This window comes from Anabaena azotica SJ-1, assembly GCF_047275885.1.
Taxonomy (GTDB): Bacteria; Cyanobacteriota; Cyanobacteriia; order Cyanobacteriales; family Nostocaceae; genus Trichormus_B; species Trichormus_B azotica_A.
Genome location: NZ_CP178454.1, coordinates 4,930,062 through 4,949,309 on the forward strand (window position 1 = coordinate 4,930,062; position 19,248 = coordinate 4,949,309).

Below are 19,248 nucleotides of genomic sequence, written 5' to 3' on the forward strand. Positions count from 1 at the left end.
TTTTTTGATAATTGATTATGAGTAATACTACAATATTATTTCGTCCAGTTGGTCAAGCAGAACTTGATTTAATCGCTGGCAGCAATTATACAGCTTTTCCGCCTCGACTTCCTTTTCAACCGATTTTTTATCCTGTACTCAATGAAGAGTATGCTGTACAAATTGCTAGAGATTGGAACACGAAAGACAAAGCTTCTGGATATGTGGGCTATGTAACAAGATTTCAGGTAAAAACAGAATTTCTCAATCAATACACTGTGCAAACTGTCGGTAGTTCTCAACATCAAGAATATTGGATACCTGCTGAACAATTAGATGAATTTAATGCTAATATTGTAGATATAATTCAAGTTATAGCTGAATTTAGACCAGCATCAAATCAAAATAGTTAAAACTTAGGTTGTATTAACTACAAGGTATGCTAATTATCAAAGACGAAATTAAACTTCGTCCCATGCGAGATGATAAACAAGACTATTTGTTAATGGAAAAATGGCGTTCCGATGAGGAAGTATTAAAATTTTATGGTGGGAGAGATGATTTTTATGATTTCCAAAAAGTTGTACAAACATATAAACCTAGAATTTTGGGAAAAGAACCTTTATTTCCCTGTATTTTTTCTTATCAAAATATAGAAATTGGTTATTTACAATATTATGCTCTCAATCAATTACCATTACATATTAGAGAAATGTATTCTCTAGAAAAAACAGAAGATGTGTATGGAATTGATTTATTTATTGGTGAAACTCAATATTGGAATCAGGGAATTGGTACAAAAGTGCTTTCAGCCGTGATAAATTATATTTTTACTGGACTGCAAGCTGTAAAAATTGTTATTGATGCCAATATCAATAATCTCCGTGCTATTCGCTGCTATGAAAAATGTGGATTTGTCAAAATTAAGCTGTTACCATCTCATGAACTCTATGAGGGCAAATATCAGGATTGTTGGTTAATGGCAATAGAGCGCAATAAATCATTACACTAAAATATAATGACCTGGTGGGATTTAGCTTCCTATAAAAACTATGACTCAAGCAACTACAAGAATTTGTATACTAGGTGGCGGCTTTGGTGGACTGTACACCGCCCTGCGTTTAAGCCAATTACCGTGGGAATCTACACCCAAACCTGAGATCATCTTAGTCGATCAGAGCGATCGCTTTCTCTTCTCTCCCTTCCTCTACGAACTCCTCACTGGAGAACTCCAAGCCTGGGAAATCGCCCCACCATACCAAGAACTACTACAAGGAACAGGTGTGCGTTTTCATCAAGCAGTTGTCTCAGAAATCGACACCGACAAGCAACAAGTACAATTACAAAACGGAACAGAAATAGCCTACGACCGATTAGTATTAGCATTAGGTGGCGAAACACCCCTTGATTTAGTTCCCGGCGCTACAACCTACGCTCACCCCTTCCGTAGCATCACTGACGTTTATCACCTAGAAGAACGCCTACGAGTTTTAGAAGCATCAGAAACAGACAAAATTCGTATCGCCATAGTTGGCGCAGGTTACAGCGGCGTAGAATTAGCTTGTAAACTTGCAGATAGAATTGGGGAAAAAGGACGCTTCCGCCTAATTGAAATCAGCGATCAAATTTTGCGAACTTCCCCAGAATTTAACCGTGAAGCTGCGAAAAAAGCCTTAGATACCAGAGGCGTGTTTATAGACTTAGAAACCAAAGTAGTCTCAATCGGAGAAAATACCATCTCCCTAGAGTATAAAAGTCAAGTAGACGAAATTCCCGTAGATTTAGTAATTTGGACAGTGGGAACAAGAGTTTCCCCAGTAGTAAAAACCCTACCCCTCAAGCAAAACCAACGTGGACAAATCACCACCACACCAACCCTGCAAGTCCTAGAACATCCCGAAATCTTTGCTTTAGGAGACTTAGCAGACTGTCTTGATACAGAAGGAAAGCAAGTACCAGCTACAGCACAAGTCGCCTTTCAACAAGCTGATTATACCGCTTGGAACATCTGGGCATCTTTAACAAATCGTCCTTTACTTCCCTTCCGCTATCAACAATTAGGAGAAATGATGGCCTTGGGAGTAGACAACGCCACCCTTACCGGTTTAGGTATCAAATTAGATGGTTCTTTAGCATATATCGCTCGTCGTTTAGCTTATTTGTATCGTTTACCAACCTTAGAACATCAATTAAAAGTTGGTTTTAACTGGTTAGTGCGACCCATTATTGAAACGCTTTCTCAGTAGAATGAGGTGACAGGTGACAGAATGTAATTTTGTTATCTGTTTCCTAACTGATACAAAAAAAATCAACAAGATTTTGAAATCAAATTACCCAACAATGGCAAACTAAATAACAAATGGTTCTTCGGTACTTTTTATGGAGAACCCAGTTCAAAATAGTTGAAAGCCTTATTGTGTCGGCATTTCATTAAAAATATTGGGCATAATCTTTTATAAGCCTTACTCCGTAAGGGTTTTGTTTTTATCAATCCTCAATTACCATAAAATCTATGCAAGAACCGATAATCTATTTACAGGATAGATAGAAATTACTATAAAACAGAGATATGAATTTGTTGATTAATATTCAAAGCAACTTGTTAGTTATTACAAATAGTCATAATTTAGTGGAATTGCTAGGGTTTCCTTTCATGCAACGTGCCATTATCGGTGCTGTATTAATGGGAATACTGGGCGGTTTATTAGGCTGTTTTGTCACGTTGCGCCAGTTGTCATTTTTTAGTCACGCTGTAGGCCATGCGGCGTTAGTAGGTGTGGCTTTAGGCGTGTTATTAAACATAAATCCTACATGGATGTTGTTGCCATTTACCTTAATTTTTGGTGTAATTGTCCTCTACCTAATTGACAAAACGGATTTAGCCAGTGATAGCATTCTTAGTATAGTTTTATCAGGGGCGTTAGCGATCGGTGTCATCCTCACCAGCATGATTAAAGGATATCGCGGAAACTTGATGGCTGTACTATTTGGCGATATTTTGGCTATTGATGCTATAGATTTAATTTTGACGCTGTTGGTACTTGTGGGTAGCGGTATATTTTTATTATCAACATTGCGATCGCAAATTTTGTTAACCCTTAACCCGGATGTTGCCCAGGTACAAGGCGTTCCTGTTAAATTATATCGTTATGGGTTTGTAATTTTACTATCTTTAGCCGTAGCCGTAGCCATTAAAGCCGTCGGGGTTTTACTCGTGAACGCCTTTTTAGTAATTCCCGCAGCCACCGCTAAATTGATGAGTCACCATTTTAGCTGGTTTTTGCTGATGTCAGTCCTTGTTGGTTCCAGCAGTAGCATCGCTGGAATTATGGTCTCTGGTCTGTTTAACCTAGCTTCTGGTCCTAGTATTGTTTTGGTGCAGTTCCTGGTGTTCGTCGTCGTTTTCACCTGGGTTAAATTAGGGATAAAAGCAGCCTAAAAGTTTTTTAGCAACCTACTTGACAAATCCTTTTTCTTTTGCTAAATTTAGTAATCGTGGCGAACATAAAAAAAGCCCGCGCCGGGATAGCTCAGTTGGTAGAGCAGAGGACTGAAAATCCTCGTGTCACGAGTTCAAGTCTCGTTCCTGGCATACTTTTCAGAAAACTCAATCAACACTTTGCCTAGATTTTGACTATTTGGTTAACAAATCTAGGCTGTTTTTTGTGGTGGCAGAAGTGCGATCGCATTTTTATTAAACTTAATAAATAATATAGTTATACAGTAATTAAGTAATCATTGTTTTTTATTGCAACTTGGCATATTTTACAACAACGTTGATAAGAAGCAGGTTTAGAAACAGCATGGTTGTTGCCTTGATCTGTGGTAGAAGGCATTGTAACAGTGATAAGATATCGGGCATAGGCGGAAGAGTGATTTTTGAATTTTCGTTGTGAGAGACAATAACTCTACTAAAAAACGCCTTACCTATTTATCCTCTTATCTTAGCAAAAGTATTGTGAAATTCCATTTTGTTGGTATTGGTTTTCTTGTAGCAATCTGTATATCTGCTGTTTACAACAATGGTGTTAACGCGCAGGTAACTCCCGATAAAACCTTCAACTCTACTGTGAGTAGTAGTGGTAATGACTACATCATCACTAATGGTACTCATATCGGCAACAATTTATTTCATAGCTTCAGCCAATTCTCGGTTCCTAGTAGCGGTTCTGCATCATTTAACAATGCTGCTGATATTCAAAATATTTTTAGTCGGGTGATAGGAGGTAATACTTCCTACATTGATGGTTCAATCAGTGCTAATGGGAGTGCCAATTTATTCCTACTCAACCCAGCGGGGATTATTTTTGGTAAGAATGCCAGCTTAAATATTGGTGGTTCATTTGTTGGCACAACAGCCAATAGCATCAAATTTGCTAATGGGGTTGAATTTAGTGCTGTAAATCCTATTGCTAAACCGTTATTAACAATGAGTGTACCTGTGGGTTTACAAATGGGTAATCATCCCTCACCAATACAAGTCCAAGGTACAGGACATATCCTCAACACTATTAATAGTTTTTCTCCTGTAATCTCCCAGATTAGCCCTACTAAATTGCAAATACAGTCAGGAAAAACCCTGGCATTGGTGGGTGGCAATATCACTTTGGATGGTGCTACTCTGAGTGCGGCAACAGGTCAGATAGAATTAGGGAGTCTGGGAGGTTCAGGATTAGTTGGTTTAGTGCCGACTTCTCAGGGTTATAAATTGGAGTATGAGCAGGGACAAACTTTTGGTGACATTCAACTGGCAAAAAAGTCACTATTAGATGTGAGTGGATTTAACTCCGGTGCAGTTCAACTCCAGGGAAGAAATATAAAATTTACCGATGGTTCGTTGATTTTATCCCAGAATTATGGCAATCTTCCCAGTGGCAATATTAATTTGCAAGCATCAGAAGCGATCGCTATGATTGGCACCACACCCGATGCTAAAATTCGCAGTTGGATTCGTGCGGAAGCTTTGGGAACTGGATCTAGTGCCAATATCAGTGTGATTACTCCCCGTTTGACACTGCAAGAAGGTTCAGGAATTAATAGTTTAACCTATGGAAATGCTCACGGTGGTAACATCCAGATTCAAGCAGCAGATATAGAGTTATCTGGTTTTTCACTCCTGAATCCCACTGGAGTAACAGCCATTACCACTAGCACGTATGAAAAAGGTTCAGCTGGAGATGTCTTGGTTAATGGCAATAATTTACTCATCTCTGGGGGAGCTTCATTATCATCAGTGACATTTGGTAGTGGCTCCAGTGGTCAGGTAATAATTCGCAATCAAAATACCACCGTTATGGGTGAAAATCCTTCTGGGTTCTATAGCAATATTAGTATCATTACATTTGCCAATGGAAATGCCAAAGATTTGAGATTAGATACTGGGAATTTGCAAATATTAAATGGTGGAACAATTGGTTCATCTGCATTCTTTGTTGGTAATGGCGGCAATGTCCAAATCAATGCTAGTGAAGCAATCGCCATTAGTGGTAGCAGTAGTAACAATGACAGTAATATAAACTCTTCTACTGTGCGGTTAAGTCCGCAGTTACGTCAATTCTTTGGTTTGCCAGATATCCTCACAGCAAATGCAGGTAGTGTCAGTATTACCACACCAAAACTCACACTTACAGATGGTGGAACAGTAACAGTTACTAGTCAAGGTACTGGAAACGCAGGTGATCTGCAAATTATTACCGAGCAAATCCTATTGAAAAATCAAGCTTTAATTCAGGCGCAAACAGAATCAGGTAATGGTGGTGATATCAGCTTGCAAGTAGGGGATTTGCTCTTAATGCGTGATCAGAGCCAAATTACCTCCACGGCACAAGGTAACGGTAATGGCGGCAATATTACCATTAATGCACCAATCATTTTTGGCTGGGAAAACAGTGATATCATTGCCAATGCCTTTCAAGGCAAAGGTGGCAATATTAACATTCAGACTCAGGGTATTTTAGGATTAGAATTTCGTCAGCAACTCACTTCAGAAAATGATATTACCGCTAGTTCGCAATTTGGGGTGAATGGCACAGTTAAAGTTAATACAGTTGGTGTTGACCCCAATTCCGGTTTAGTAGAACTCCCAACAAATGTAACTGATCCATCCCAACAAATCGCTACAGGTTGTGCAGATCCAAGCAGTAGTAGTTTTGTTGCCACAGGAAGGGGTGGTGTGCCGCAAAATCCTACACAGGAAGTGAGGAGCGATCGCCCTTGGTCTGACACCCGCGATTTAACTGCATTCCAAACAACACAATCAGCACAAGCCCAAATACCAAAATCTCCAGAAACACTTGTCCAAGCTACTTCTTGGCATCGTAACACCCAAGGACAAATTGAGCTTGTTGCAGATAAATCTTCTACTCACGTGCAACCATTATTAACCTGTACTGCTGTGCCAAACACTTGACTACATTCTCTAAAATAAGTTTAAAAAAATACTTTATTGGGAACAATATATATACAAGGAAAAATTACAGATGAGTATATGAAAGTAACTATTGTTGGCTTGAGCTTAATTGGTGCAATTTTGACATCTGCTGTTGATCACAGTAGTGTTGGCGCTCAAGTGATTCCTGATAGGAGTCTCAACTCAACTGTGAGTGGTAGTAATCATTACAGCATCACTAACGGCGATCATATTGGCAATAATTTATTTCATAGCTTCAGCCAATTCTCCCTACCTACAGGTAGTTCTGCATCATTTAACAATGCTGCTGATATTCAAAACATTTTTAGTCGTGTAACTGGTGGTAATGCTTCCCAAATTGATGGTTTAATTAAAGCAAATGGGAGTGCCAACTTATTTTTACTCAACCCAGCGGGGATTATTTTTGGTCAAAATGCCAGCTTAAATATTGGTGGTTCATTTATTGGCACGACAGCCAATAGCATCAAATTTGCTGATGGGGTGGAATTTAGTGCTGTAAATCCTGCCGCTAAACCATTATTAACCATGACTGTACCTGTGGGTTTGCAAATGGGTAATCATCCCTCACCGATACAAGTCCAAGGGACAGGACATAGCCTAGATAGTCTTAATAGTTTTTCTCCTATCATTCGCAATCCTAGCTCCACAAAATTACAAGTACAGTCAGGAAAAACCCTAGCATTAGTGGGTGGAAATATCACTTTGGATGGTGCGATTTTGAGTGCGGCAACGGGTCAAATCGAATTAGGGAGTCTGGGAAGTACAGGATTAGTTAGTTTAGTGCCAACTTCTCAGGGTTATAAATTGGAATATGAGCAGGGACAAAGTTTTGCTGACATTCAATTAACACAAAAATCGCTATTAGATGTGAGTGGGTTTAACTCCGGTGCAGTTCAACTCCAGGGAAGAAATATAGATTTTACCGATGGTTCGTTGATTTTATCCCAGAATTATGGGGATCTTCCCAGTGGCAATATTAACTTGCAAGCATCAGAAGCGATCGCGATGATTGGTACTACACCCGATGGAAAAATTCGCAGTTGGATTCGTGCGGAAGCCTTGGGAACTGGAGAAAGTGCAAATATCAGTATTATTACTCCCCGTTTGACACTCCAAGAAGGTTCAGGAATTAATACTTTAACCTATGGAACTGCTAACGGTGGTAACATCCAGATTCAAGCCGCAGATATAGAGGTATCAGGTTTTTCACCTGTCAATACCATTGGAGTGACATCCATTAACACTAGCACCTATGGAAAAGGAGCGGCTGGTGATATTGTGGTTAATGGGAATAATTTATTAGTCTCTGCGGGCGCTTCATTATCATCAGTGACATTTCGTAGTGGCTCCAGTGGTCAGGTCATGATTCGCAATCAAAATACCACCGTTATGGGTGAAAATCCTTATGGACTTGCTAGTTTTATTGGTATGACTACCTTTGCTGATGGAAATGCCAAAGATTTGAGATTAGATACTGGTAAATTGCAGATATTAAATGGTGGAATAATTGGTTCATCGGCATTATTTGTTGGTAATGGCGGCAATGTCCAAATCAATGCTAGTGAGGCGATCGCTATTACTGGTCGTGGTAGTAGTAATAACAGTAGTATTAGCTCTTCTGTTATGCGTTTCAGTCCGCAAATACGACAATTTTTTGGTTTGCCAGATATACTGACAGCAAATGCAGGTAATGTCAGTATTACTACACCTAAACTCACACTCACAGATGGTGGAACAGTCACAGTTGCTAGCCAAGGTACTGGAAACGCAGGTAATCTGCAAATTATTACCGAGCGAATCCAATTGAAAAATCAAGCGTTAATTCAAGCGCAAACAGAATCAGGTAATGGTGGTGATATCAGCTTGCAAATAGGAGATTTGCTGTTAATGCGCGATCGCAGCCAAATTACCTCCACGGCACAAGGTAACGGTAATGGAGGCAATATTACCATTAATTCACCAATCATTTTGGGACGGGAAAACAGTGATATCATTGCCAATGCCTTTCAAGGCAAAGGTGGCAATATTAACATACAGACTCAGGGGATTTTTGGATTAGAATTTCGTCAGCAACTGACTTCAGAAAACGATATCACTGCTAGTTCCCAACTGGGACTAAGTGGTACGGTGCAAGTGAATACAGTTGGTGTTGACCCCAATTCTGGTTTAGTAGAACTACCAACAAATGTAACTGACCCATCCCAACAAATCGTTGCAGGTTGTGTAGATACAAGTGTTAGTAGTTTTGTGGCCACGGGAAGGGGTGGTGTGCCGCAAAATCCCATACAAGATGTGAGGAGCGATCACACCTGGTCAGATATCCGGGACATCTCTGCATACCGCAAAATCGGCGCAGTCAAAGCCCAAATACCTCAATCTCCAGAGATGCTTGTGCAAGGCACATCTTGGTATCGTAACTCCCAGGGCAAAATTGAGATAGTTGCAGATAAATCTTCTGCTCAGGTGCAAAAACTATTAACCTGTGCTGCTGTACCTAAAACTTGATTACAGTATCTCAAGAAGTTAGAAAAAATACTGTATTGGGAATAATATATATGGCATGGCATGAAAAATAACAAATGAGTTTATGAAAGTAGCTATTGTTGGCTTGAGCGTAATTGGTGCAATTTTGACATTTACTCTTGATCACAGTGGTGTTGGCGCTCAGGTTATTGCCGACGGGACTCTCAACACGACTGTGAGTGGTAGTAATCATTATAGCATCACTAACGGCGATCGTGTCGGCAATAATTTATTTCATAGCTTCAGCCAATTCTCCCTACCTACAGGTAGTTCTGCATCATTTGATAATGCTACTGATATTCAAAATATATTTAGTCGGGTAACTGGTAGTAATATTTCTCACATAGATGGTACTATCACTGCTAAGGGTAGTGCTAATTTATTTTTACTCAATCCCTCCGGGATTATTTTTGGGCAAAATGCCAGCTTAAATATTGGTGGTTCATTTGTAGCGACAACAGCCAATAGTATTAAATTTGCTGATGGAGTAGAATTTAGTGCCACGAATTCCAGTTTTACGCCGTTGTTAACAATGAGTGTGCCGATTGGCTTGCAAATGGGTAGTAATCCACAACCAATTCAAGTCAGTGGAAAAGGTAATGATGGGATTGTCCCGACCAATAATTTAGGAATAATCGGCAGTCCGACAAAGACCATTGCCTTAGTTGGTGGAGATATCAACTTTACAGGGGGTGTAATTACTGCACCAGTCGGTCGAATTGAAATCGGTGCAGTCGGGAGTGGGACAGTTAATTTAATCTCCACACCCACAGGATTACAGCTAGATTATGGACAAGTGCAAGATTTCCGCGATATTCACTTTACACAACGTTCCTCCTTGTGGAATCCTCATCCTGTAGGTAATCCATTTGGCGGAATTCAAGTCGTAGGGAGAGATATTCGCCTCGACCAATCACAAATTGCTGGTGCAACTGTTGGTAATGGACAGGGCAGTAATATTACAGTGAATGCAGAGCGATCGCTCTTGTTGACTGGTGTCAATCCTTCTGCTCAAGCTCCCAGTGCTTGGATTGTCAATCAAGTAGCTCCTGGAGCAACAGGAAATGGGGGAGCAGTCAAGATTCACGCCGGACAATTGACTTTAAAGGATGGTGCAGCGATTGAAACCCTCAGTTTAGGTGCAGGAGACGCAGGTAAAGTGGAAGTGGTAGCAGATACCATTGCGGCTAATGGTGTCGTTGCTCTGCAATCTCCTTTCTTCTTCTCTATTAATATTAATAGTCGGATTGCCAGTCAAGTCTATGGAGCGGGAAATGGGGGAGATGTTGCCCTGGTAGCTCGAAAACTCATACTGGAAGATGGTGCTACAGTCAGAACAACCGTATCTCCTGGAGCAACTGGACGGGGTGGAAATATTTCGGTTGATGGCGCAGATGAGATTTATGCCTTGGGATTGAATTCCATTGGGTCTCAGCCCAGTGGTATTAACGCTCTCACATTTGGGACTGGTAATAGTGGAAATATCAGGGTTTCTTCAGGTAAATTAAATCTCATTGATGGGGGAACAATTAGCACCATTACTTCTCGCTTATCGGGCATACCTGGTACAGGAATTGGTAATGCTGGAGATATTACATTAGTTGTGGGGGAATCTAGCAATTTAGTCGGAGTGTCACCCATTTCTCCCACTCAAAACAGCTTTATTGGCAGTCTCAGCACTGGCTCTGGGAATACTGGCAATGTGTTAATAACGACACCAATACTATCTATACAAGATGGTGCTACCTTGGGAGTGATTACTGTACCAGTGATTGGTGGACTTGGAGATCCTAACCAGGTCAGTAATCTGGGAAGCAATGGCGCTGTTACTTTAAATGTAAGCGATCGCTTAATCATTAGCGGTATCAATCCTATAAGTGGCAGCAGTAGTACTTTAAATAGCGTCAACTATAGCAGTGCCAAACCTGGAGATGTCACAATCACAACCAATCAATTACTCGTTCTTAATGGTGGGATCATCAGCAACTCGACTGTGGGAACTGGTGATGCTGGGACTTTAACAATCCAAGCCAATGACATTCTGATAGATGGTGAAAATAATTTCGCAGTGATCATTGCTAATGCCTCCCTTTTAGATGCCATTAATCGTAACTTGTTTAAGCTTCCAGACTCTCCCACCGGGAACACAGGTGTTATTAACATAAATACTCAGCAATTAACCATACGTAATCGAGGTATGATCAGCGTCACTCATCAAGGTATTGGTAATGCAGGAGAGTTAAGCATCCAAGCAGGCCGATTATTTTTAGATACTGGGGCAATTACTGCAACTACGGCATCTGGAAAAGGCGGTAACATCAATCTAGCATTAACAAATATACTTTTGAGTCGTAATGAAAGTCAAATTAATGTCGAAGCAGGTAGTAATGGTAATGGTGGCAATATCAACATCAACTCTCCGGTGATTGTTGGGTTAGAAAACAGCGATATTATTGCCAACGCTTTGAATGGTGATGGTGGCAATATCAACATTACTACTCAGGGCATCTTTGGCTTAAAATTTCGTCAGCAACTGACTCCAGAAAACGACATCACTGCTAGTTCCCAACTGGGGCTAAGTGGTACAGTGCAAGTGAATACAGTTGGTGTTGACCCCAATTCCGGTTTAGTAGAACTACCAACAAATGTAACTGACCCATCCCAACAAATAGCTACAGGTTGTACAGACACCCGTGGTAGTAGTTTTATCGCCACAGGACGGGGTGGGATACCGCAAAATCCCATACAAGAAGTGAGGAGCGATCGCACCTGGTCAGATATCCGCGACATCTCTGCATACCGCAAAATCGGCGCTGTCAAAGCCCAAATACCTCAATCTCCAGAGATGCTTGTGCAAGCCACATCTTGGTATCGTAACGCCCAGGGCAAAATTGAGCTAGTTGTAGATAAATCTTCTGCTCAGGTGCAAAAACTATTAACCTGTGCTACAGATTTGTGAAATTGATGCCGTGGTGCTTAATTCTGTTGTGCTGTTTTTTGCATACAAGAACAGGAGATTGGCCTCTTTGGTAATTTTCATAGATGTTGATCTTGTTTGTAACTGTCAACAGCAGCGCGAAGATTACCTTGATGTGTGGATAGCAGTTGTTCACCGGCAACTTTATCTAAACCAGTCCACTGCATTAATAAAGCTAGTTTAACTTTTGTGCCACTGCGTTCTAGTAAAAAACCGGCAGCTTCTCGACTTAAGCCAGTGAGGTCTTGTAAAATTCTTAAAGCGCGATCGCGTAATTTTTGATTTGTTACCGCCACATCCACCATTCTATTACCGTAAACTTTACCCAATTTCACCATCACCCCGGTAGAAAGCATATTTAAAGCCAGTTTAGTAGCAGTCCCAGCTTTCAAACGAGTAGAACCAGCCAAGATTTCCGGGCCTGTTAACAAGCGAATATCAATATCAGCATCAAAATAAACTTGTTCAGCAGGAACACAGGCAATAAAAACAGTTAAAGCCCCCCGTTGACGAGCAGCTTTTAAAGCACCTTGAACATAGGGAGTAGTTCCCCCAGCGGTGATACCGACGACTACATCGAGTTGAGTAATTTGACGTTGAGCGATCGCACTTTCTCCATCTTCCGCTAGGTCTTCTAACCCCTCAGAACTACGCAATAGCGCCCCAGCACCACCAGCTATAATCCCCTGTACCAACTCTGGAGGTGTGCAGAAGGTTGGAGGACACTCAGCCGCATCCAACACCCCTAATCGCCCACTAGTACCCGCTCCAATGTAAAATAAACGTCCACCTTGATGTAACCGTTCCGCTGTGCGTTCAATGGCTGCTGCTAACTCAACCTTCGCCGCAGCAACCGCAGCTACAGCTGTTTGGTCTTCTTGATTAAATAATTCCACCAACTCCAGCGCATTAAGTTGGTCTAAATTCAGACTATTAGGATTTACCTGTTCCGTCAAAAGATGCCCGCGTTCCTGCAAATTTGTCATTTTTTTGTTAATTATCAATTGTTATTTGCACCTATTCCCTGTTCCCTGTTCCCTGTTCCCTGAATAACTACAATAAACCTTCTAGTTTGCGACGGATACTGTCTAGTTCAGAATTAGGAATTTCCTGTACAGTCTCACTTGCTGAACCAGGACGGAAGGAATCATCATGATCCTCTGTTTGAGAATCTGGTTTCCAATCAGTCTCTTCCACATTCAATTCCGGGGGCATGATTAAATCACCGTTTTCTGGAACAACTTCCCAATCAAACCCCGCACTTTCACAAAATGCCTTGATTTCCTCAGCATCCATACCCTCAACTGTAGGTTCGGGAAAATCCTGAGCTTCTAACATTAAAGCAAAGCGTGTGGCATCATCTTCCGACTCAAACATGATGATTTTATTGCGATTCCCCGCTCTAATTGAGTGAATCCCTTCATTATCAGTGCCAACATTGAAAATTAGTACAAAAACACGCATCATCTAACCCTTGAGGTCTATACTATCTATACTATTTTTATTTAATCAGGGAAAAGGAAACAGGCAACAGGGGAGAATAACCAATAACAACTGGTCACTGATAACAGTATCCTAGAAGTGGCACAGTTTGATATTGTGCTATGTGTTATACAGTTTGCCCAATAAATCCGGCACTTAAAAACTGAAAATCAATGTCTAACTCTTCCAGTCCAGATTCTTATACCCCAACTAAAAGCCCTAAACGCCTATGGTTGATGATATTGAGTCGTGGTGGCCTTGCTCTAGGAGCATTCCTGCTACTCTTAATTATTGGTGGTGTTTGGCGGTTGCGGGATTTTATCCAAAAAGAGTTGGCACCATTGGCACAAAAAAATCTGACTAATACTCTTAACCGTCCCATTCAACTTGGACAGGTAAAAGAATTTTCTCTGACAGGGGTAAGGTTTGCCGCTTCTGCAATACCAGCAACACCTACGGATACAGATCAGGCTACCATAGAAGCTGTAGATGTGGGTTTTGATCCTTGGCAGTTGGTTTTTAACCGCCATCTAAAATTAGATGTTACCTTAATCAACCCAAATATTTATATTCAACAAGATGACCAACAACGTTGGATCACAACTACCATAGCCCCAGCTGGTAAACAGGGGTTAATTAAAACCGATTTAGATAAACTGCGGTTTCGTAATGCCAAGTTGGTGTTAGTAGGAAATCAGGGCATAGGTGACGCAGGGGGAAAAATATCAACTTCCCAGTTCCCAGTCCCTGTAGTATTTTCAGGATTATATGGAACTGCTCGACTGGTAGAAAATAATAAATTAATTAGGTTTGATTTAGCAGGAAAACCAGAGAATGGTGGTAGTGTTTTTCTGGAAGGAGATATTCGCGCCCAAGCAAAATTAGAAGGTAAATTAAAGCTCAGAGGGAAAGATTTACTTGCCGCAGATGTGACTCGTTTAGTTAAATTGCCATTGAATTTGCAAACAGGTCGAGTTAATGGTGATTTACAAATTCAGTTGATACCAGGACAGCAAACTTTGTTATATGGCAGTGCTGCTTTGCAAGGGGTAACACTGCAAATACCCAAAGTAACTCAACCATTGATTAACAGTCAGGGAAATGTCAAGTTTCAAGGATTGGGAATAGAGCTAGATAATGTAGTTAGTAACTATGGCAAAATCCCCTTAGCTGTTAAAGGTCTAATTGATAGGGAAAATGGTTTTAAATTGACAGGTCGTGTCAACGCAGTGAGTTTATCCCATGCCCTAGAAACTCTGAAAGTTAAGTCGCCTTTTCCTGTGAGTGGTATAGTCAAGGCAGATTTGCAGATATTGGGTGAAATTTCTAATCCGGTGCTTTCTGGTACGGTTTCTAATATCAAAACTGCTCAAGTTGATAAAGTTGATTTCCAAAAAATTAGTGGTAAATTTGAACTTGCAAGTCGTGATGCTGTAATTACTCTCAAGGATATTCAAGGACAGACTGCTGTCGGTGGTGCTGTGACAGGAGGGGGCATCATTAAACTTGGTAAGTCCCCAGAAATGAATGTGAATTTAACAGCTACAAATGTTCCAGGGGATGCGATCGCACAACTTTATAATTTTAAACCTAATAATCTTAAACCTACGTTCCAAATCGGTACTGTTTCCGCCACAGCTAATATTAATGGTGTCGCTGGTAATGTCCAAACTTTGGTAAAATGGCAAGCACCACAAGCTACCTACGCTGCTACTGGTGAAACTATTATTAACTCTGACCGCACTGTTTCTTTCCGTGATGTTGCAGTCAATATCGCTGGTAATACGGTGCGCGGTTATGGTAGTTATAATTCTCAAAATTGGCAAGCTGTCGCTCAAGTTGATGGTGTGAAGTTAACACCATTTATTAAAGAAGAAAAATTAGAAAATATCTCATTAAAAGAAGCAGAATTTAACGGTAAGTTATTGCTATCAGGAACTTCTGGACCTTTTAAAGTGACTAATATTCGTTCGGAAGGGGCTGGTATTAACATTGCTGGCGGCAGAATTGCTATTTCTCGTCTTCAGTTAGAAGATAAAAATTTTAATGCTGATTTGATAGCAAATAATGTGAATTTAGGGCAGATATTGAAACAATCTCCCCCGATTTTAAATAATCCCATTGCTGGAAAATTCACCATTGCAGGTAATACGGAAAATTTTAGCCTCAAAACTTTAGGTGCTATTGGTGAAGGTAGTTTAGCAGTTGATAATGGCAAAATTATAGCGAAGAATATTCAAGTTAGTAATGGTCGCTATAAGGCACAAGTTGAAGCTAAAAATGTGCCTTTGCAGAAATTAGCAACTGTTCCACCCCAATTACAAGGAAGATTAGCTGGTCAATTTAACGTTGCCGGTTCGGTGGAATCTTTTAAACCAGAAACTATTCAAGCTACAGGTAAAGGACAGCTAAATCTGGCTGGAGGAACAGTTACAGCGGCTAATGTTCAAGTAGCTAATGGTCGTTACCAAGCTGTAGTTGCTGGTTCAGGTGTGGAATTAAATCGTTTAAATAAACAGTTGCAAGGTCAATTTGCTGGTCAGTTACAAGTTGCAGGTCTTTTGGGTTCTGCTAAATTAGCTGATGTGCGTGCTGCTGGTCAAGTGCAGTTTAGTAGAGGGATTCCGGGAATTAATTCTCCTTTAAATGCAGCAATATCTTGGAATGGTCAACAACTGACGATTCCCCAAGCCAGAACGGCAAATTTAAATGTTGGTGGTTATATTTTAGCTAATGCTCAACAACCAGGCATACCAGAAATTACTCAATTAAATCTGAATGTGCAGGCACAGAATTTTGACCTCCAACAATTACCATTAAAATTTCCTAATGCTGTAGATGTGATAGGAAAAGTAGATTTTCGAGGACAAATTACAGGAAAACCAACTACACCAAATGTTGTGGGAACTCTGAATTTAAGAAATTTACAAGTTCAGAAATTTGCCTTTGAACCGTTATTAACTGGTAACATCAATTTCGTGCAAGGTCGGGGGTTGAATTTGGATGTTGCAGGTAAACGTGACAGACTAGCAGCTAATTTAAATTCTAATAATCGAGCTAATGCCTTTTTAGTAAAATGGCAGCAAGCATCAGCCACAGGTCAAGCAAAAGGCGATAATTGGGCAGTTAAAGTCAATAATTTCCCCTTACAAGCCTTAAATTTAAATTTACCTAATAATACTTTTTTGGGCAAAGGTGCATTAGCTGGGTTTTTAACTGGAGATTTGCAAATTAATCAAAAGACATTAGCCACCAGGGGAAATATTGCGATCGCACAACCGAAACTTGCTAGAATTAGAGGCGATCGCTTCACAACTCAATTTAACTACAACAATAATATAGCCACCTTCACCAGCAGCGAATTTACCAAAGACCAAAGCCGCTACCTATTTGACGCTACCCTCAAACAAACCACCACCGGACCACAGCTGCAAGCCAAAATAAACATCAACCAAGGCAACATTCAAGATTTACTCACAGTTGCTCAAATATTTGAACTCCAAGACTTACAAAGAGGTTTAGCAGCACCAACTTACGGTACATCTGCGGATTTAACAACCAACCCGCGAGGTTTATCAGAACAACCTTTATTTAATCAAATTCAGCGTCTATCGGAAATTAAGGCACTCCTAGCATTACAAGAAGAAAAACGTTTAGAATCCAAACCCATTCCAGATTTAACAGACTTAAAGGGAATATTCAACGGGGAAATTGATATTAATACCGCCACAGTCAACGGACTAGCATTACAGTTTAACTTACAAGGACAAAACTTTACTTGGGGTAGAGAAACAGAACCAAATCGTTTTTATCGTGCTGACAAAGTTATCGCTGAAGGTAGTTTTGAAAAAGGCATTTTGCGTTTACAACCTTTACGCATCGCATCTAAAGAAAGACTAATAGCCTTTACTGGTAATATCGGTGGTGAAGAACAATCAGGAAAATTGACAGTCAAACGTTTCCCAATCCAACTATTAAACAACTTCGTCAAATTACCAGTCGGGATTACAGGTAATCTCAATATTGATGCGGCATTAGCAGGTAATATAGCCAATCCTCAAGCCAGAGGACAATTAAACATCACAGAAGGAACTCTCAATCAGAAACAAATAGAATCAGCTATTGCTAGTTTCAGTTATACAAATGGACGGTTAAACTTTGGCAGTCAGGTTGTAGCTACTGGGACAGAACCTGTAAATATCAAAGGCAATATTCCCTATCAATTACCTTTTGCATCCGTCAAACCAGATAATAACCAAATTAGTCTAGATGTACAAGTAAAAGATGAAGGATTAGCCCTATTAAACTTGTTCACTAACCAAATAGCCTTTGAAAGTGGAGAAGGAGAAATAGACCTGACTGTCCGGGGAACAAGACAACAACCATTAGTTAAAGGAATTGCCTCTCTTAATAATGCCGTCTTTGAAGCTCAAGCTCTACCAGATAAGCTCACAAATGTTTCTGGAAAGGCAACATTTGATTTTGATAAAGTATTAGTAGAAAATCTCCAAGGTCAGTTTAGTAATGGTAAAATCGAAGCTGCCGGAGAAATTCCTATTTTTAACAGTCAAGATATAAAAATAGATAATCCTCTCACCGTAAATCTGGAAAAATTAGCTTTAAATCTCAAGTCATTATATCAAGGTGGCGCTAGTGGTCAGCTACAAATTACTGGTTCTGTATTACAGCCAGCTATTGGTGGTAATATAGAATTATTTAATGGTCAAGTTTTATTAACAGAATCTAGCACCTCTACCGTATCTAAGAATCGTTCTGAATCATCACTGCTGGCAGCTAATAAACAAAACAAAATCAACGATGTTAACAGCGGAATTACAAAGTTAAATAACTTAGAAATAAAGTTAGGAAAAAACGTAAAAATTGCCCGTCCACCCGTCTTTAACTTCCTAGCATCTGGCAATTTAAATGTTACTGGTTCTTTAAGTGACCCTATTCCTGAAGGAACTATCAAATTAACTAAAGGTGGAGTAAATTTATTTACAACCCAATTCAATTTGGCTCGTAACTATAAACATACCGCAACGTTTAGAACTTCTCAACCCCGTGACCCTGACTTAGATATTAAGCTCTTTGCTAAAGTATTAGATGGAATCCAAACCAGTGAACTCAGCAGACAAGTTTCTACAGGATTATCCGCATTAGAAAGTGTACGAGTTGAAGCCACCGTCAAAGGACCTGCGAGCAAGCTAAATGATAATTTAGAACTGAAAAGTAGTCCCACACGCTCACAAACAGAAATTGTCACGTTATTAGGAGGTGGATTTGTCGATACCCAAGGACGTGGTGACAGTACATTAGGGTTAATTAATATTGCTGGTTCGGCTGTTTTCAATAACTTTCAATCTGCATTTAACCAAATTGGTGATGCTTTTGGGTTAAGTGAACTGCGTTTATTTCCTACTATTCTTTCTGATAGACCTGAAGCTGGTAAAAGCAACTCTACTTTAGAATTAGCATTAGAAGCGGGTGTCGATATTTCCAGCAAATTTTCTCTTTCCAGTATCAAAATTTTGACAGCTAGTGACCCTTTTCAATGGGGTATTAATTACAGAATAAATGAAGAGTTTCGTGTCCGTGCTTCCACAAATTTAACAGATGATAGTCGTGCTGTTATTGAGTTTGAAAGAAGGTTTTAACAGAGGAGGCAGAAGGCAGAAGGCAGAAGGCAGAAGGCAGGAGGCAGGAGGCAGGAGGCAGAAGGCAGAAGGCAGGAGGCAGAAGGTTATTTATTCTCCTCTGCTCCCCATCTCCCTGCTCCCCTGCTCCCCTGCTGTAGAAATGGGAACTATACCGTATGTTTACGGAAGTATGCGTTGAATTTATTTGAAATTCAGTG

Annotated in this window: 10 protein-coding genes and 1 tRNA gene; 9 read left to right on the plus strand and 2 right to left on the minus strand. The window is 40.2% G+C overall.

Annotation, left to right across the window (positions count from 1 at the left end; translation table 11 throughout):
* Nucleotides 1-17 precede the first annotated feature (17 nt).
* From ACLLO5_RS21410 to ACLLO5_RS21445, 8 genes are all read left to right on the plus strand, one after another.
* Entirely contained in the window at nucleotides 18-392 is a 375-nt protein-coding gene (locus ACLLO5_RS21410; RefSeq protein ID WP_413172514.1) for a hypothetical protein, read from the plus strand.
* A gap of 26 nt (nucleotides 393-418) precedes the next feature.
* Nucleotides 419-991, plus strand: coding sequence for a GNAT family N-acetyltransferase (locus tag ACLLO5_RS21415; RefSeq protein ID WP_413172515.1), 573 nt, complete (start codon nucleotides 419-421; stop codon nucleotides 989-991).
* A gap of 40 nt (nucleotides 992-1,031) precedes the next feature.
* Entirely contained in the window at nucleotides 1,032-2,225 is a 1,194-nt protein-coding gene (locus tag ACLLO5_RS21420; RefSeq protein ID WP_413172516.1) for an NAD(P)/FAD-dependent oxidoreductase, read from the plus strand.
* Nucleotides 2,226-2,548: 323 nt separating this feature from the next.
* Entirely contained in the window at nucleotides 2,549-3,418 is an 870-nt protein-coding gene (locus ACLLO5_RS21425; protein WP_413172517.1) for a metal ABC transporter permease, read from the plus strand.
* 80 nt (nucleotides 3,419-3,498) lie between these two features.
* Nucleotides 3,499-3,571 (plus strand) — tRNA-Phe (locus tag ACLLO5_RS21430).
* Between the two features lie 366 nt (nucleotides 3,572-3,937).
* Complete coding sequence (locus ACLLO5_RS21435) at nucleotides 3,938-6,388, plus strand: filamentous hemagglutinin N-terminal domain-containing protein (RefSeq protein WP_413172518.1); 2,451 nt, start codon at nucleotides 3,938-3,940, stop codon at nucleotides 6,386-6,388.
* Nucleotides 6,389-6,466: 78 nt separating this feature from the next.
* Nucleotides 6,467-8,914: a filamentous hemagglutinin N-terminal domain-containing protein gene (locus ACLLO5_RS21440; RefSeq protein WP_413172519.1), complete on the plus strand. Its 2,448-nt coding sequence runs from the start codon at nucleotides 6,467-6,469 to the stop codon at nucleotides 8,912-8,914.
* A gap of 82 nt (nucleotides 8,915-8,996) precedes the next feature.
* Nucleotides 8,997-11,891 (plus strand): filamentous hemagglutinin N-terminal domain-containing protein, encoded by a 2,895-nt coding sequence (locus ACLLO5_RS21445; RefSeq protein WP_413172520.1) that lies wholly within the window; start codon nucleotides 8,997-8,999, stop codon nucleotides 11,889-11,891.
* Between the two features lie 77 nt (nucleotides 11,892-11,968).
* Here ACLLO5_RS21445 and murQ read toward each other — a convergent pair whose 3' ends face one another.
* Both murQ and ACLLO5_RS21455 read right to left on the minus strand, forming a co-directional pair.
* Entirely contained in the window at nucleotides 11,969-12,895 is a 927-nt protein-coding gene (murQ, locus tag ACLLO5_RS21450) for an N-acetylmuramic acid 6-phosphate etherase (RefSeq protein ID WP_413172521.1), read from the minus strand.
* 67 nt (nucleotides 12,896-12,962) lie between these two features.
* Entirely contained in the window at nucleotides 12,963-13,373 is a 411-nt protein-coding gene (locus tag ACLLO5_RS21455) for a DUF3110 domain-containing protein (protein ID WP_413176151.1), read from the minus strand.
* Nucleotides 13,374-13,564: 191 nt separating this feature from the next.
* On the opposite strand from ACLLO5_RS21455, the gene ACLLO5_RS21460 reads away from it, so the two are divergent.
* On the plus strand, nucleotides 13,565-19,048 hold the full coding sequence (locus tag ACLLO5_RS21460; protein ID WP_413172522.1) for a translocation/assembly module TamB domain-containing protein: 5,484 nt from the start codon (nucleotides 13,565-13,567) through the stop codon (nucleotides 19,046-19,048).
* Nucleotides 19,049-19,248: the final 200 nt, after the last annotated feature.

Bases quoted from the DNA above. Each gene is read 5' to 3' on its own strand.
- ACLLO5_RS21410 (WP_413172514.1), top strand. From the start codon at position 18: ATGAGTAATACTACAATATTATTTCGTCCAGTTGGTCAAGCAGAACTT.
- ACLLO5_RS21415 (WP_413172515.1), top strand. From the start codon at position 419: ATGCTAATTATCAAAGACGAAATTAAACTTCGTCCCATGCGAGATGAT.
- ACLLO5_RS21420 (WP_413172516.1), top strand. From the start codon at position 1,032: ATGACTCAAGCAACTACAAGAATTTGTATACTAGGTGGCGGCTTTGGT.
- ACLLO5_RS21425 (WP_413172517.1), top strand. From the start codon at position 2,549: ATGAATTTGTTGATTAATATTCAAAGCAACTTGTTAGTTATTACAAAT.
- ACLLO5_RS21440 (WP_413172519.1), top strand. From the start codon at position 6,467: ATGAAAGTAACTATTGTTGGCTTGAGCTTAATTGGTGCAATTTTGACA.
- ACLLO5_RS21445 (WP_413172520.1), top strand. From the start codon at position 8,997: ATGAAAGTAGCTATTGTTGGCTTGAGCGTAATTGGTGCAATTTTGACA.
- murQ (WP_413172521.1), bottom strand. From the start codon at position 12,895: ATGACAAATTTGCAGGAACGCGGGCATCTTTTGACGGAACAGGTAAAT.
- ACLLO5_RS21455 (WP_413176151.1), bottom strand. From the start codon at position 13,373: ATGCGTGTTTTTGTACTAATTTTCAATGTTGGCACTGATAATGAAGGG.
- ACLLO5_RS21460 (WP_413172522.1), top strand. From the start codon at position 13,565: ATGTCTAACTCTTCCAGTCCAGATTCTTATACCCCAACTAAAAGCCCT.